Annotated in this window: 12 protein-coding genes; 5 read left to right on the plus strand and 7 right to left on the minus strand. The window is 69.6% G+C overall.

Going from position 1 to position 15,352, the window contains the following annotated elements; all coding sequences use genetic code 11:
• Position 1: 1 nt before the first annotated feature.
• On the minus strand, positions 2 to 1,681 hold the full coding sequence (locus HDA39_RS33215; protein ID WP_184801963.1) for an ABC transporter substrate-binding protein: 1,680 nt from the start codon (positions 1,679 to 1,681) through the stop codon (positions 2 to 4).
• Positions 1,682 to 1,724: 43 nt separating this feature from the next.
• Positions 1,725 to 2,717: a substrate-binding domain-containing protein gene (locus tag HDA39_RS33220; RefSeq protein WP_184801965.1), complete on the minus strand. Its 993-nt coding sequence runs from the start codon at positions 2,715 to 2,717 to the stop codon at positions 1,725 to 1,727.
• A 124-nt stretch (positions 2,718 to 2,841) separates the two neighbouring features.
• Between HDA39_RS33220 and HDA39_RS33225 the strand changes: the two genes are divergently transcribed.
• Positions 2,842 to 5,064 carry a beta-galactosidase gene (locus tag HDA39_RS33225; RefSeq protein WP_184801967.1) on the plus strand — a complete coding sequence of 741 codons (2,223 nt, stop codon included), beginning with the start codon at positions 2,842 to 2,844 and terminating at the stop codon, positions 5,062 to 5,064.
• Between the two features lie 662 nt (positions 5,065 to 5,726).
• Here the strand turns inward: HDA39_RS33225 and HDA39_RS33230 are convergent.
• Both HDA39_RS33230 and HDA39_RS33235 read right to left on the minus strand, forming a co-directional pair.
• Entirely contained in the window at positions 5,727 to 6,710 is a 984-nt protein-coding gene (locus HDA39_RS33230; protein WP_184801969.1) for a response regulator transcription factor, read from the minus strand.
• A 7-nt stretch (positions 6,711 to 6,717) separates the two neighbouring features.
• The gene (locus HDA39_RS33235) at positions 6,718 to 7,572 is read right to left on the minus strand and encodes a helix-turn-helix transcriptional regulator (protein WP_238356205.1); all 855 of its coding nucleotides are present in this window, start codon (positions 7,570 to 7,572) and stop codon (positions 6,718 to 6,720) included.
• Positions 7,573 to 7,960: 388 nt separating this feature from the next.
• Here HDA39_RS33235 and purF point away from each other — a divergent pair, with 388 nt between their 5' ends.
• A complete protein-coding gene (gene purF / locus HDA39_RS33240; RefSeq protein ID WP_184801973.1) occupies positions 7,961 to 9,520 on the plus strand; it encodes an amidophosphoribosyltransferase in 1,560 nt (519 codons plus the stop codon).
• Between the two features lie 193 nt (positions 9,521 to 9,713).
• Complete coding sequence (gene purM / locus HDA39_RS33245; protein ID WP_184801975.1) at positions 9,714 to 10,784, plus strand: phosphoribosylformylglycinamidine cyclo-ligase; 1,071 nt, start codon at positions 9,714 to 9,716, stop codon at positions 10,782 to 10,784.
• Positions 10,785 to 11,017: 233 nt separating this feature from the next.
• On the opposite strand, the gene HDA39_RS33250 is transcribed toward purM, so the two are convergent.
• The 3 genes from HDA39_RS33250 to HDA39_RS33260 form a co-directional block, all read right to left on the minus strand.
• Positions 11,018 to 11,212: a DUF3073 domain-containing protein gene (locus tag HDA39_RS33250; protein WP_184801977.1), complete on the minus strand. Its 195-nt coding sequence runs from the start codon at positions 11,210 to 11,212 to the stop codon at positions 11,018 to 11,020.
• 217 nt (positions 11,213 to 11,429) lie between these two features.
• Entirely contained in the window at positions 11,430 to 12,248 is an 819-nt protein-coding gene (locus HDA39_RS33255) for an ABC transporter permease (RefSeq protein ID WP_184801979.1), read from the minus strand.
• A gap of 28 nt (positions 12,249 to 12,276) precedes the next feature.
• Positions 12,277 to 13,164 carry an ABC transporter ATP-binding protein gene (locus tag HDA39_RS33260; RefSeq protein ID WP_184801981.1) on the minus strand — a complete coding sequence of 296 codons (888 nt, stop codon included), beginning with the start codon at positions 13,162 to 13,164 and terminating at the stop codon, positions 12,277 to 12,279.
• Positions 13,165 to 13,470: 306 nt separating this feature from the next.
• On the opposite strand from HDA39_RS33260, the gene HDA39_RS33265 reads away from it, so the two are divergent.
• Positions 13,471 to 14,682, plus strand: a complete 1,212-nt coding sequence (locus tag HDA39_RS33265; RefSeq protein ID WP_184801983.1) for a histidine kinase — start codon at positions 13,471 to 13,473, stop codon at positions 14,680 to 14,682.
• A complete protein-coding gene (locus tag HDA39_RS33270) occupies positions 14,679 to 15,335 on the plus strand; it encodes a response regulator (protein WP_184801985.1) in 657 nt (218 codons plus the stop codon). The genes HDA39_RS33265 and HDA39_RS33270 overlap by 4 nt, the downstream gene beginning before the upstream one ends.
• Positions 15,336 to 15,352: the final 17 nt, after the last annotated feature.

A 15,352-nucleotide genomic window follows, 5' to 3' on the forward strand; every position in this document is an offset into this window, starting at 1 on the left:
GTCAGCTTCCGGCGGGCTTGAGGTTCGTCAGTACCAGTACGTTGTCACCAGGAGCGGCGTACGGGTTCTGCTCGTCCGGCCAGCCGACGGCCTTGTCGGTCTGGTACTGGAACCACTTGGCGCCGTACCAGAGCGGGATCATCGGGACCTGGTCGGTCATGATCTTCGCGAGCCCGGCGACGGCCTCCTTCTGCTTGGCCTCGTCCGTGGCCAGTCTGAGCTCGTCCAGCAGCTGGTCGGTCGCCGGGTCGTTCCAGCGGACGAAGTTGCTCGCGGCCTTCTTGCCGATCGGCGCGGACTGGTCGCTGCCCAGCGGCTCGGAGAAGTTGCGGAACATGTTGCAGGAACCGCCGTGGACGCCGAACAGCATGTCGTACCGGCCGACCGCGCGGTCGCTCTCGTACGTCGGCGGGTTGGGCGTCTCCAGCGCGACGTCGAAGCCGAGCGCTTTCAGGTTCTGCACGATGATCTGCGCGGCCGAGACCCAGTCGGTGTAGCTGCCGGGCACCTTGAAGGTGAACTTGACCTGCTTGCCGTCCTTGCCGAGTCGCTTGCCCTGGGCATCCTTCGGGTAGCCGGCCGCGGTCAGCGCGCTGTCGGTCTTGGCGGCGTCGAAGCCGAGCCGGCCCTCGTCGGCGAGGCCCTGGGGTAACCACTTCTCCTGGCCGGGCACGACCAGGCCGGTCTGGCTGGCCGCCTTCACGTAGCCCAGCTGGGCCTTGGTGATGATCTGGTCCCGGTCGAAGGCCGTCGTCATCGCCTTGCGGAAGGCCAGGTCGTCGAACGGCGCCTTGGTCAGGTTCATGTACGCCGAGATCGAGCCGCCCGGCGGGTACCAGTAGTGGTTGGTGTCCGGGTTGCGGTCGACGAACGCCTTCTTGATGTCCGGCACGAACATCGCGTTGGTGTCGTACTCGCCGCGGCTCAGCTTCAGCTGCTCGACCGCGCCACCGGCGTCGGCCTTGTGGAAGCGGATCTCCTGCACCTTGACCTTGTCGGCCTGCCAGTAGTCCGGGTTCCGCTCGATCGTGAGCTGCTGGGGGTTGAACGACTTGATCTTCATCGGGCCGGTGCCGACCGGGTTCTGCGCGTTGACGAACTTGACCGGGTCGGACTGCTGCGACCAGACGTGCTCGGGGACGACGTAGATCTCGGTCAGCAGCGTGAACGTGGACGCGCCCGGATCCTTGAACTTGATCGTCACGGTCTTGGCGTCGGGCGTCTCGACCGCGGCCAGGTAGCGCCAGATGCCCTGGGTGTCGAGGGCGTCGTTCTTCTTCAGCAGGTCGAAGGTGAAGGCGACATCTTTGCTGCTGAAGGGCTTTCCGTCGTTCCACTTCACGCCGTCGCGCAGGGTGAAGGTGAGCGTCTTGGGGTCGTTCCACTTGAACCCCGTGGCCAGCCACGGCTTCGCCGTACAGGAGAACTTGTCGTAGACCATCAGCTTCTCGAAGACGTAGTCGACGCCGCCGAGCCTGGTCGCCTCGAGGTACGGGTTGAAGTTGGCCTGCGGCGCGGTGCCGCCGCCGAAGTCGCCGTAGTCGAGATAGTCGATCAGGCCGTTGGCCGCCGTTCCACCTCCTCCGCTGCCGTTGGTGCCGCTGGTGCCGGTGCAGCCGACCAGGGCGAGCGTGGTCGCGACGGCGACTACCGCCGTACGGAGGAAGGTGGGGCGTTTCATCAGCCTGCTCCTGTCGTTCTGGGCGGCCTCCTGGGCGGAGGGGTTACGGGCAGCCGCAGCTGCCGCGCAGCACGAGTTCGGTGGTGAGGACGGTGTCCATCACCGCGCCCGGACCGCCGACGCCGGCGATCAGCAGGCGTGCGGTGACGGCTCCGAGCTCACGGACGGGCTGCCGGATGGTGGTCAGCCCGGGCCGGACCAGCGAGGACATCGCGACGTCGTCGAACCCGGTGATCGCGACGTCCTCGGGGACCTTGAGACCGCGGCCGAGTGCGCCGATCAGGACGCCGAGCGCGGTCTCGTCGTTGGCGCACACGATCGCGCCGGGATGGCGGCGGCCGGTCAGCAGTTCACCGGCCGCGATCACGCCGTCGGACTGCTGCATCCCGACCTGGAGGGGTTCCTTCGGCGGCGTGACCTTCGCCTCGCGATGCGCCTGCAGGAAGGCTTCCCAGCGTTCGGTGACGTCGGGAGAGCCGTGGGGATTGCCGACGAACGCGAGTCGCCGGTAACCGTGGTCGAGCAGCAGATGCCTGGTCAGCTCCGCCACCCTGCTGTTGTCGGCCCGTACGGCGGGGATGCCGTCGAGCGGCCTGCCGGCCAGGACGACGACCGGCACTTCGGCGGCGAGCCTGCGGAGGGTCCGCTCCTGGATCGTGCCGCCGTGCACCGCGATGCCGTCGACCCGGCCGGAGATCGCCAGTACGTCGTCGTCGGCGGCCGCACGATGATGCGTACCGACGATGTGAACGCTGGCGCCGGCCTCCATCGCCTCGTACTCGAAGCCCTGGATGAGCTCGGAGAAGTACGGGCCGGACAGGCCGGGGAAGACCATCGCGACCGCGCCGTGCTTGCGCTCGGCCAGCGCTCGGCCGAGCTGGCTCGGGCGGTAGCCGTGCTCCTCGATCACCCTTTCGACGCGGGCGCGGGTTTCCGGGCTGACCTGGCCGATCCCTCGCGAAACGCGGGACACCGTGGCGATCGAGACACCCGCCAGCTCGGCGATCTCGCGCACCGTCAGCCGCTGGTTGCCCATCTGCGACCTCCCGCCGTAACGTTGCAGTAACCGGTTTCAGCGACCATAGGTGAGGAATCGGACCGGCGGCAAGAGGTGGCGCGTCGCGCTGTCCGCGTCGTGGCGGTCCGGCGGAGAGGTCACGATGAGGACAGTCCAGCTGAGCAGGCGCCGCTTGATGATCGACGGGAAGCCGTCCCTGATGCTGTCGGGGGAGGTGCACTACTTCCGGCTCGATCGCGCGGACTGGGCGTCGCGGCTGGATCTTCTGGTGGCGGCGGGCTGCGACGCCGTGGCGACGTACATGCCGTGGCTGGTGCACGAGCTGCCGGACGGGTCTGTGGATCTGGTCGGGCGGACTTCGCCGTACCGGGATCTTGCCGGGTTTCTGGAGTTGGCCGCTTCGCGTGGGCTGTCCGTGATCGCCCGGCCTGGGCCGTTTGTGATGGCGGAGTTGAAGAACGAGGGGCTGCCGTTCAGCGTGTACGAGCCGGGGGTGGGGTCGGTGGGGTGGGACTCGACGCCGGCGCCTACGCGGGACGTGGACTACCTGGCGCCGGCGTACCTGGCATCGGTGAAGCGGTGGTACGGCGAGGTGATGCCCTTGCTGGCTTCGCGTTTGGCGCCTGCGGGTGGTCCGGTGGTGGCGGTGCAGCTGGACAACGAGGTGGGGATGTTGTCGTGGGTGACGAACACGCCTGACCTCGGGGACGCGGCGGTGGACGACTTCGGCGCCTGGGTGCGGTCTCGGCATGGCGCTTCGGCTTTTGGGTTGAATGTGGACGACGTCGATGGGTGGCGGGCCGGGGTGCGGTCGCCTGGTGCTGGGTCGCTTGCGCTGCACCACGAGTTGTCGGTGTTTCAGCGGGATCGGTATGCGCGGTACTTCGCGTTTCTGCGGCGTGAGGCCGAGTCGCATGGCGTGAGTGGCGTGCCGTTCCTGATCAACCTGCACGGGACCGGGGAGGGGCGCGGTCGCACCTATCCGATCGGGATCAGCCAGCTGTTCCCGTCGTACTCGGGTCAGCCGGCGATGACGTCGGGATCCGACCACTACCTCGGCGATCTCACGGTCGAGAACGTCGCGGATCTCTATGTGATGAACGCGTTCATGGCCGCGGTGCACTCCGCCGACCAGCCGCTGACGTCACTGGAGTTCGAGGCCGGGCTCGGGGACTACGGCGAGGACCTGAGCCGTCAGGTGCCGCCGTCGGCACTGGCGTTGAAGACCCGGCTCTGTGTTGCCCAGGGCAACCGTCTGCTGAACTACTACCTGTTCGCCGGCGGGCACAACCCTCCGCTCGACGTCCCCGTCGGCGACGGTAACGACCGGATCGCCTTCACCGGCGAACGCCACGGCTTCACCGCACCGGTCGATCCTGAGGGGCAGTTCAACCCGTCGTACCCGGTCCTCGCCTCGACGCTCGCCGATGTCCGGTCTTTTGGTGACGTCCTGGCCGACAGTGACGAAGAGTTCGACGATGTCGTCCTGGGTTTCGTCCCCGACCACTACCTGACCGAGTACTGCCACCCCGGCGACGACGTACGCCGCGACCAGGTCGCCAACCTGGAACGCTTCCGCGGCATGGGCCCGCGCGACGTCCTCGCCCGCTCCCTCCTGCTCGCCGGCTTCTCGTTCCCCGCGGTGAACCTCCAGTCGGACTTCACCATTTCCCAGGTCCTCTGCCTGGCCTCCACCCCGTGGCTCTCCGCAGAAGTCCAACAACGCCTCGCCGACCACGTCCACGCCGGCGGCCGCCTCCTCCTGGTCGGCGCCCTCCCCACCCAAACCCCCGAGGGCACGCCTTGCACGGTCCTCGCCGACGCACTGTCCCTGGCTCCCGGTGACTTGGTCAACGGCAGTCCCCACTACTTCCCGTCAGTCCAGGCGGCCCCCTGGACCACTGCGACCGCCGAAGTCCGCGTGGGCGTCCTCCAACCCCTCACCCTCACCCAGCCCGCTCAGCCCGCGACCAGCGCGCCCCCGGCCACCCCGCCGCACTCGCCCGCCGCCCGGGTCACCCACGAGGTCTTCGCCGCGGACGTCTCCTCCAAGTCCCCGGTGGGGGTAGAAGTCCATGCCGGAGACGGCCACGCGCTGATCCTCACCTGCGACTACCCCGCCCACCTCCCCTTCTGGACCACCCTCCTCGCCCGCCTCGGCGCGACCCCCCGCCACACCCACAACGCCACCACCCCCGGCATCGTCCTCACCTCAACCACCACCCCCACCGGCACCCGCCTACTCCACGCCCTCAACGTCAGCCCCATCGACCAGTCCCTGGTCATCTCCCACCAGGGCACCCCCCTCTTCGAAGCCGCCGAGGTAACCCTCCCAGCCCGCACCGGCCGCATCCTCCCGCTGTAAGCCGCGTACGCCGCAGCCCGCGTCGACGCGCAGGCGCCGTCAGCGGACCACCGGGCAGCCCAGGACCCTCCGACCACCACGGAGCAGCACGAAACCGCCGTACCCGAGCACGTACGCGCTGCCCACCCACTCCTGCAGGTCCCGCCGCCCTGACGCGGCCTCACCGCGCCCTTGGAACCCGCGCCCTGCGTGGCCGACCAGGTCCGTGCCCGCGCCCTGTGCGGCCGACCAGGTCCGTGTCCGCGGCGGGAGGCCGCGTGGTGCCAATGCACCATGCGGCCGGGCGGGAGTCTTGCTGGTCCTCCCGGGCGGAAATAGCCTCTTGGGGAGGCGCTCGGAGCGCCCACTCCGCCGGCTCGATTAGCTGCGCAAAACCCCCGCACGAACGCTCGCGGCTATTGCCGTGCGCTTAGTCATGCCCGAAAGGAGCCGCCGACCATGACCACCCTCCGGTCCGCCCCGCTGCCGGCACTCGTCGCGACCCTTGCACTCGCCCTGGCGATCCCACTCCCGACCGCGCCGCCCCGTTTCCCCTACGGTGTGGAATGGCTCACCCCGCCCGCACTTTTCTGCCGCGACCACAACCCATTGACAACACCCCGCCACGGCTGGTGCACCTGAACCGGTCCAGTCCACAAATACCCGACGGTCAATTCCACGGGTTACCGCACCCATCCCCGCTGAGCCGCCCGAACCCCCAGCTCGAACCGCCCCGAAGCCCCCACCTGCTCCCCGAGCTTCGCCGCCATCCGCCGCACGGTCCGCAGAGATACGCCGAGCTTCCGCCCGGCCTGCTCGTCGGTTGCCCCCTGCACCAGCAACGCGAGGAACGCGGATTCCTGAGCGCTGATCTCCCCCGAAGACGCCGCGTCATCGCGCAGTTGCGGCGGCAGTTCGCCCCGTGCCCAGTAGCTCTCGAACAGCTCGGTGGCCAGCAGCACGGCACTCCGGCTGTGGTGTACCACGATCCCCCGAGAGTGATCGTCGGGGTCGAGTGCCATCACCACGGCCGCGCCGTCCATGATCATCATCCGCATCGGCAGGCTCGGCACCACTCTGCTCTCTGCACCGTAGCTGTGCATCCAGCGCCAGTTCTCGGCAAATCTCGGCACTTTCCACGCCGTAGCCAGATAGATGATCCGGTATTTGATTCCCCGTTCGAGCCACGGGCGGTCCGGGGAATCCTCCGGCGCACCAAAACCGTCATCCTTCGTGGTGGGGTTGAATCCCCAGATGGATCTTTGGAGTTGGAACTGCTCCATTCGCTCGTGGGTCTTTTCCCGGCCCTCGACGATCTCAATGTCTTGAGCGTGCTTGTGGCGCTGAAAGTCGGTGTACCGCTGCACCAGCAATTCGGCCTCGGCCTCGTCCCGCCGAAATTCCTCGGTGAACGCGTCGAGTTGCTGCCGGCGTTGCCGCGCGAGCAGTTTGAAGCCGACGTTCGGATGAACTGCGTACTCCGCGCCGCCTCCGGTCCAGCGAGGGATCAGGAGCTTGAGTTCACGGAGCTTGCTGAGCGCGGGAGCGACCTCGTCCGGCGCGCAGGCTGCCGCGGCAGCCAGCGCTGCGCTCTCAGCGTCTGGTTGGTCGAGCAGATGACGATAGATGCGCAGCGTGAGTTCGGTGACGCCCAGCGACTCGTACATCCGTCGGCTAGACCCAGCCGCGCTTGGCGGCGGCTACTCCCAGCTCGAAGCGGGACGTTGCGTCCAGGCGGTCCGAGAGGTTTGCGGTGATACGGCGGGCGGTGCGGAGGGAGATGCCCAGGAGGCGTGCAACCTGCTCGTCCTTGGCGCCTCCGGCGAGGAGGCGGAGGACCTCGGCCTCGTGGGGCGTCAGGGGAGACTCGTTGTCGCGGTCCTCGGGGGCGAAGAGGTCGGTGGCGCGCGACCAGTAGGAGTCGAAGAGGGCGAGGGCCACCGCGAGGACGGCGGGGCTGCGGTGGATGACCGCGCCGGCGCTCTCCACGGCGGGGTTCAGGGGCATGATCGCGATCTCCTGGTCGATGATCAGGAGGCGCAGCGGCAGGGTCGGGGTGGCCCGGACCTCGTTGCCGCGCTTGTGCATGTACGCGGCGTACTCGAGGCCGGGCTTGGAGATCGTCATGCTCTGCAGGTAGACGCTGCGCATCTTGATCCCGCGATCGAGCAGCGGCAGGTCGGGCGACTCCTCCGGCGGGGCGACGATGTCGTCGACGTGAGCAGGGATCAGGCCCCAGAAACAGTCCTTGGCCTTCGCGCCCAGTTCCTCGATGCGGCGGGACGCGTTCGCGCGGCCCTTGAGGAACTCGACGTCGCCGCTGGTGCGCGAGGTGAGCAGCTCGTTGTACTGCTCGGCCATCACCTCGGCGGTCGCCGAGGCCTCGGCCAGTTCGCCGAGCATCCGGTTGAGCTCGCTGCGGCGGCGCTCGACCAGGCCGGCCAGGCCGACCCGGGGGTGCACGGCGTGCTCGACGTCGGGGTTGGTCCAGGTCGGAACCAGGAGGTCGAGTTTGCGCAGCTCGTCCATTAGCTGGTGAACCTCGGTCAATGACCTATTCACTAGCGCGGCAATCTGCTCCGGCGTACTGTCTGGGGCGCGGAGGAGGGCGTGGTAGACCGCCGAGGTCGCCTCGTCCAGACCCAGCGGTTCCAGCACTTTCCACAACCCTTCCAACACTCGTTTGGAACCGACCATATACAGGGTGCGTCGATTTAGCGCGCTCAGTAGATGGGTTTGGATTATTTCGGAGGGGACACACTGTGATCAAGAGGTTTCTGGCGGTGTCGGTTTCAGCGATGCTGCTGCTGGGGCTGACCGCCGGATCCGCGGCAGCTCGAGAGGAACCGCCGGTCAGTGATGACCCGACCGGCTACTGCTTGGTCTGCTGGTGAAAACCGTCCCGTAGACTGCTGCCGTGGCTCGTGGCGATGGTCGGCTCACTCATGATCTCGACCCGCAGGATCTGGGTCCGCAGGACGCCTGTGGCGTCTTCGGAGTCTGGGCTCCTGGGGAAGAGGTCGCCAAACTCACCTATTTCGGGCTCTACGCTCTGCAGCACCGAGGGCAGGAGTCGGCCGGGATCGCGGTCGGCAACGGGAGTCAGATCCTGGTCTACAAGGACATGGGCCTGGTCAGCCAGGTCTTCGACGAGGCGACCCTGGCGTCGCTGCGGGGGCACATCGCCGTCGGGCACTGCCGGTACTCGACGACCGGTTCCAGCGTCTGGGCGAACGCGCAGCCGACGTTCCGGTCCACCGCGACCGGGTCGGTGGCGCTCGCGCACAACGGCAACCTGACCAACACCGGTGACCTCGCGGCCACGCTGGACGGCAGCGACTCCCTGGATCTCGGGCTCGACCTCGAGGTCGAGCACGCGAAGGCGAACGCCAAGCACGGCGCGTCCTCCGACACCGACATCCTCACCTCGATGCTCGCGGCGTACCCGGACCTGACGCTCGAGCAGGCCGCGGCCCGCGTGCTGCCGAAGGTCAAGGGCGCGTTCAGCCTGGTCTTCATGGACGAGTCCACCCTGTACGCCGCGCGCGACCCGCAGGGCATCCGCCCGCTGGTGCTCGGCCGGCTCGAGCGGGGCTGGGTCGTGGCGAGCGAGACTGCCGCGCTGGACATCGTCGGCGCCAGCTTCGTCCGCGAGGTCGAGGCGGGCGAGATCGTCGCGATCGACGAGGACGGTCTGCGCTCCACCAAGTTCGCGGAGCCGGACCTCAAGGGCTGCCTGTTCGAGTTCGTCTACCTGGCCCGCCCGGACACCCAGATCTCCGGCCAGCGGATCCACTCGACCCGCGTCGAGATCGGCCGCCGGCTGGCCCGCGAGCACCCGGCCGACGCCGACCTGGTGATCGCGACGCCGGAGTCCGGCGTACCGGGCGCGATCGGGTACGCCGAGGAGTCCGGCATCCCGTACGGCGCCGGCCTGGTCAAGAACGCGTACGTCGGCCGGACCTTCATCCAGCCCAGCCAGACCATCCGGCAGCTCGGCATCCGGCTCAAGCTGAACCCGCTGCGCGAGGTGATCGAGGGCAAGCGGCTGGTCGTGGTCGACGACACCATCGTCCGCGGCAACACCCAGCGCGCGGTGATCAAGATGCTGCGCGAGGCCGGTGCGCAGGAGATCCACGTCCGGATCACCGCGCCGCCGGTGAAGTGGCCGTGCTTCTACGGCATCGACTTCGCCAGCCGGGCCGAACTGATCGCCAACGGCCTGAACACCGAGGAGATCTGCCGCTCGCTCGGCGCCGACTCGCTCGGGTACATCGACCTGGACACGCTGGTCGAGGCGACCACGCTGCCGAAGGACAAGCTCTGCCGGGCCTGCTTCGACGGGGTCTACCCGGTCGAGCTGCCGGACCCGGAGCGGATCGGCAAGCACCTGCTGGAGCTTCCGGTCACCGACGTCGACGGCCTGGCCTCGGTCGCCGGTGGCGCCGGCGCCGCGGACGCGCTCTCCCGCCCGTAGTCACCCCGATGATCGCGCCGGCCCGAGTCGACCAGTCCCTCACCAGGGAGTGGTCGGCCGGTGGCCGTGATCGAGCCCGGCAGCGCCTCGGTCGTGGCGACCTGCGGATGCCCACCAGAGGCCGAGCGACGGCCGGCAGGTTCGCCGTACGACGTACTTCCGGGACGCCGTCCCGCCGACGAAGGAGAACACCGTGAGCCAGGGCGCGAGCTACGCCGCCGCCGGAGTCGACATCGAGGCCGGGGACCGGGCCGTCGAGCTGATGAAGGAGTGGGTGTCCAAGGCGACCCGTCCCGAGGTGGTCGGAGGCCTCGGCGGGTTCGCCGGGCTGTTCGACGCGACCGCGCTGACGGCGTACCGGCGGCCGCTGCTGGCGACGTCGACCGACGGCGTCGGGACCAAGGTCGCGATCGCGCAGAAGATGGACCGGCACGACACGATCGGGTTCGACCTGGTCGGCATGGTCGTCGACGACCTGGTGGTCTGCGGCGCCGAGCCGCTGTTCATGACCGACTACATCTGCACCGGCAAGGTGGTCCCGGAGACGATCGCGCAGATCGTCAAGGGCATCGCCGAGGCGTGCGTCGAGGCCGGTACGGCGCTGGTCGGCGGTGAGACCGCCGAGCACCCGGGCCTGCTCGAGCCCGACGAGTACGACGTCGCCGGCGCCTCCACCGGTGTGGTCGAGGCCGACGAACTGCTCGGCGCCGAGCGGGTCAAGGCCGGCGACGTCGTCGTCGCGATGGCCTCGTCCGGCCTGCACTCGAACGGGTACTCCCTGGTCCGGCACGTCTTCTTCGACCGCGCCGGCTGGCAGCTCGACCGCGAGGTCCCCGAGCTCGGCGGCACCCTCGGCGACACGCTGATCACCCCGACCCGGGTCTACGCCAAGCACTGCCTCGAGCTGATCCGGGCACTGAACGCCGACGGCGACCGCCCGCTGCACGCGATGTCGCACATCACCGGCGGCGGTTTCGCGGCGAACGTGGCCCGGGTGATCCCGGACGAGCTCGCGGTCCGGATCGACCGGTCGAGCTGGACGCCGGCGCCGGTCTTCGGCCTGGTCGGGCAGCTCGGCGACGTACCGCGGCTGGAGCTGGAGAAGACGCTGAACATGGGCGTCGGCATGGTCGCGGTCCTGGACCCGGCCGCGGCGGACCGCGCGATCGCCGTCCTGGCCGAGCGGGAGATCCCCGCCTGGGTCTGCGGCGAGGTCAGCACCGGCAGCACCGGCGTCGAGCTGCAGGGCGACTACGCGAGCTGATCCGCGCCTGGGGACGGCGAAGCGCCGCACGGTCCAGGCGTACTTCTGCTCAGGTGGCGTTCACCGCGGGTGAGCGCCACCTGAGCAGACAGGCATCGCGAGCCACACCGGCGACGGCAAAACGGCAGGCTGACATGACCTGCGGTACCGGTGTGACGAACTCCGTCGATCGAGCACAGCCGACTGGTCCAGGCGCCTAGGCGCTTGGACCAGTCACTGAAGCTGCTGTTGCTTTACCGACGGGGGTGGTAGTCGTCGGCGTCATCGCCGGCGTCTGTGTCGGCGTCACCGTTTGCAGAACGGGTACCGCCACCCTCGTCCCCGCCGGCCAGCTCTCGTTTGAGCTGGTCCAGGTCGGTGTCCCAGGTGCGGTACTTCAGGTCGCGAGCGACCTTCGTCTGCTTGGCCTTTGCACGGCCGCGCCCCATAGCGTCGACCCCCTCGCACAAGTCAACCGGGTACGCAGCGTGGCGCCCACGGATCAGTCGTCAGTAATCGTGGTTCTAGGTTACCCGGAGCCGGGGATCGACACACGCACCGCCCCCTGGTCGGACGCCCCAAGTCCTCCGATGACAGTCCGATGGGCCTGCCCGGTCCCCTCAAACCGGTCAGGCCCACCGCGTCTTTTGCGCTCGGAAGCGCTGTCTACTTCACCTCGCGACGTGAGCTTGCCCACAGTCCGGCGATGGTCGGCAGGACGACCCAGACCGCGACCGCGGTGAGCGTCTCGGGCACCATGCCCTGCAGGTCACGCTCCGCGATCCGGCCGAAGGCGCCGAACACGTCCAGCCAGTCCGCGTTGTCCTTGAACAGCGCCGGCCCGGCCAGCGACCAGGCGGTCGGCGCCACGAAGAAGACCAGCACGGCGGCCGCGGTCTGGGCGATGACGGCACCGAAGGCGGCGCCCATCAGGACGTTCAGCGCGGTGCTCAGGTAGGCACCGGCGAGCGCTCCACCCATCCCGGCGTACGTCGTACCGTCGCCGCCGACGGCTCCACCGAGCGCGGTCGCGGCCAGCGCCAGGACAGCGGTAGCGGTCAGTACGACGGCGCTCAGCACCACCGCGGAGGCGAACTTGGCCAGCTGGACCCGGACCCGGCGCGGCGACAGCGTGAACGTGGTCAGCGCGGTCCGCTGGGTCCACTCGCTCGTCATCGCCATCACACCGATGACGGGCAGGATCAGCAGTACGCCGGTCGAGGCGGCGCCGAGGAACCCGTCGAACCGGGCCGGCCCGTCACCCAGGTGGGTGAGCTCCCAGACCAGGGCGGCCATCGCGATGGCCAGGATGGCCAGGATCAGGACCCGGCCGCTGCGGGTGTTCACGGACTTGCGCAGCTCGATGCCGACGAGCTTGGCGAAGGACTGGCCGCGCGCGGGCGGCAGGCTGGTCGACACGGCGTCGGCCCGGTGCTTACCGGTGGTCGTGGCGGGTGCCGGAGTGGTCATTTCGGTGACAGTCATGTCAGAAAGCTCCTGGTGGAAGAAGTGGTCAGGCCGCGACGGCGGTCGGGGTGGTCAGCTGGAAGAACAGCTCCTCCAGGCCGGCGCTGTCGCTCTCGCGCAGCTCGAGCAGGATCTGGCCCGCGGCGGCGGCCGCACGGCCGACCTGCTCGGCGGTGGCGTCGACGCGCAGCGAGCCGTCCTGCAGCGGCTCCAGGTTCAGCCCGGCCGCGGTCAGGGCCTGGTTCAGGCCGATCGGGTCCAGGCCGCGGACCAGCGTGCCGCTGCCGGCCAGGAGCTCACCCAGCGAGCCGTCGGCGACGATCCGGCCGCCACCGATCACGACCAGCCGGTCGACGGTCGCCTGTACTTCGCCCAGCAGGTGGCTGGACAGGATCACGGTGCCGCCCCGGGCGGCGAAGTCCTGCAGCAGGCCGCGCATCCAGCGGATGCCTTCGGGGTCCATGCCGTTGGCCGGCTCGTCCAGGATCAGGGCCGCCGGGTCACCGAGCAGCGCGTTGGCGATGCCGAGCCGCTGCCGCATGCCGAGCGAGTACTGCCCGACCCGGCGCTTCGCGGCGCTGGTGAGGCCGACGGCCTCGAGCATCTCGTCCGCGCGGGCCTTCGGTACGCCGAGCACGCTCGCGTTGAGCGCCAGCGTCTCCCGGCCGGTGCGGCCCGGGTGCTGCGCCGCGGCGTCGAGCATGACGCCCACGACCCGGCCCGGGTTCGGCAGGTCGGCGTACCGCTTGCCGTTGATGGTGGCGGTGCCGGAGCTCGCCGGGGTCAGCCCGGTCAGCATCCGCAGCGTGGTCGACTTGCCCGCACCGTTGGGCCCGAGGAAGCCGGTGATGCTGCCGGGCTGGACGGTGAAGGAGACATCGCTGACAGCCGTGGTGCTGCCGTACCGCTTGCTCAGGTTCTCGACGGTGATCATGTCCACTACTCTCGCCCGCCGGACCCCCGCGCCACATCGACCGACCGTCTCGACCGGCCCCCTACGAAAGTCGCCACCACCGCTACTCCAGGACCCCCGTGAGGGGGACGAAAGGTATGACCCAGCGCTAGGGTGTGTCGCCCAATCCCCCGCCTACTGCGCGGCACCCGGCACGGCATCTCGCTGCACGGGAGCCAAGCTCACGATGCTTCGCATCGCAGCGCTCGTCTCCCGCGCACCGAGCTACCGCACCGGGCACCTGCTCGCTACGGCGGGGGATTGGGCGACACACCCTAGGCTGACGGAGTGCAACGGGCGCCCGAGCGGTTCAGCTGGCTCCGCCGGCCGTACCGCCGGGTGCGCCGGTGGTACGACTGGTTCGTCCGGCACGCCCCGCGCTTCCGCGACCTGTTGTACATCGGGTTCAGCCTGCTGACGATCGTGGCCCAGGCGGCGAGCACGAGCGGGTCGAGGGGCTGGATCACCAAGAGCTGGGTGGTGCTGGCGATCGGGGTGATCGCCTCGCTCGTGCTCTGGTGGCGGCGCAGGTACCCGATCACCGTGACCGTGATCGGCATCCTGGCGATGGCCGGCGGGCAGATCTTCGTCCCGATGGGGCTGGCGCTGCTGACGCTGGCGATTCGTCGCCGGGACGTCTGGCTCGCCGTACTGAGTCTTGCGGGCTACGCGGCGTACGTCGCGAGCACCTGGCAGGACGGCGGCGACCCGTACGTGCTGCTGTTCACCGGGCCCTTCCTGGTCGGCAGCTGGGTCGCCGTCGGCGCGTACGTCGGAGCGCGGCGCGACCTGATGGTGTCGCTGCGGGACCGGGCGGAGCGGGCCGAGGCCGAGCGGGAGCTGCGCGCCGAGCAGGCCAAGCTGGGTGAGCGGGCCCGGATCGCCCAGGAGATGCACGACGTACTCGCCCACAAGGTGTCGCTGATCGCGCTGCACGCCGGTGGCCTCGAGGTGAACCCCGCGGTCGGCCCGGAGAAGGTGGAGAGCTCCGCCGGGCTGATCCGGCAGACCGCGCGCCAGGCGATGGAGGACCTGCGCGAGGTGCTCGGTGTGCTCAAGGCGGACGTGAGCGAGGACGGCGCCGACCTGGCGCCGGTGCCGAAGGCGTCCGACCTGGCCCGGCTGGTCGGCGACTCGCGAGCGGCCGGCGTGGACGTCCGCAGCGCGCTGGACCTGCCGGACGGCGTGCCGCCGCTGGTCGGGCGGACCGTCTACCGGCTCGTCCAGGAGTCGCTGACGAACGTCCACAAGCACGCGCGCGGCGCGACCACCGAGGTCGTGGTCCGCGGTGCGGAAGGCGACGGCGTCACCGTCCGGGTGACGAACGTGCGACCGGTCGCGGCTGGTTCACTGCTCCCGGGCTCGGGCGCCGGGCTGGTCGGGCTGCGCGAGCGAGTCACTCTGTCCGGTGGTCAGCTGACCGCCGGACCCACGCCGGACGGCGGCTGGCGGGTCGAAGCCTGGCTGCCGTGGTCGGACGGCAGAGAAGGAGAGTCATGACACGGCTGCTGATCGTGGACGACGAGGCGCTGGTCCGGGCCGGGCTGAAGATGATCCTGGAGTCCGACGAGGACCTCGAGGTGGTCGCCGAGGCCGAGGACGGTGCCGACGCGGCCGCGATGGTCCGCGAGCACCGGCCGGACGTCGTCCTGATGGACATCCGGATGCCCCGGCTGGACGGGCTGGCCGCGACGCGGGAGATCCAGGCGCTGCCGGATCCGCCGAAGGTCGTCGTCCTGACGACGTTCGACCTGGACGACTACGTGTTCCGCGCGCTACAGGCGGGGGCGAGCGGGTTCCTGCTGAAGGACACGCCGCCGCGGGAGTTGGTACAGGCGGTCCGGGTGGTCGCGGCCGGCGAGGCGATGCTGTCGCCGGCGGTGACACGGCGGCTGATCGGGCACTTCGCGGCGGACCCGCGGACGGACCGGCAGCGGGACGCGCGGGCGCGGTTGACCGCGCTCACCGACCGGGAGCGCGAGGTGCTCGCGACGGTCGCCAAGGGGCTGTCGAACGCCGACATCGGCAAGACGCTGTTCATGAGCGAGGCGACCGTGAAGGCGCACGTCTCGCGGGTGCTGGTGAAGCTGAACGCCACCAACCGGGTCCAGGTCGCGATCCTGGCCCACGACGCCGGGCTCCTGGACGAATAAAGGCGGTATCAACAAAA

It is taken from the genome of Kribbella italica, from assembly GCF_014205135.1.
Taxonomy (GTDB): Bacteria; Actinomycetota; Actinomycetes; order Propionibacteriales; family Kribbellaceae; genus Kribbella; species Kribbella italica.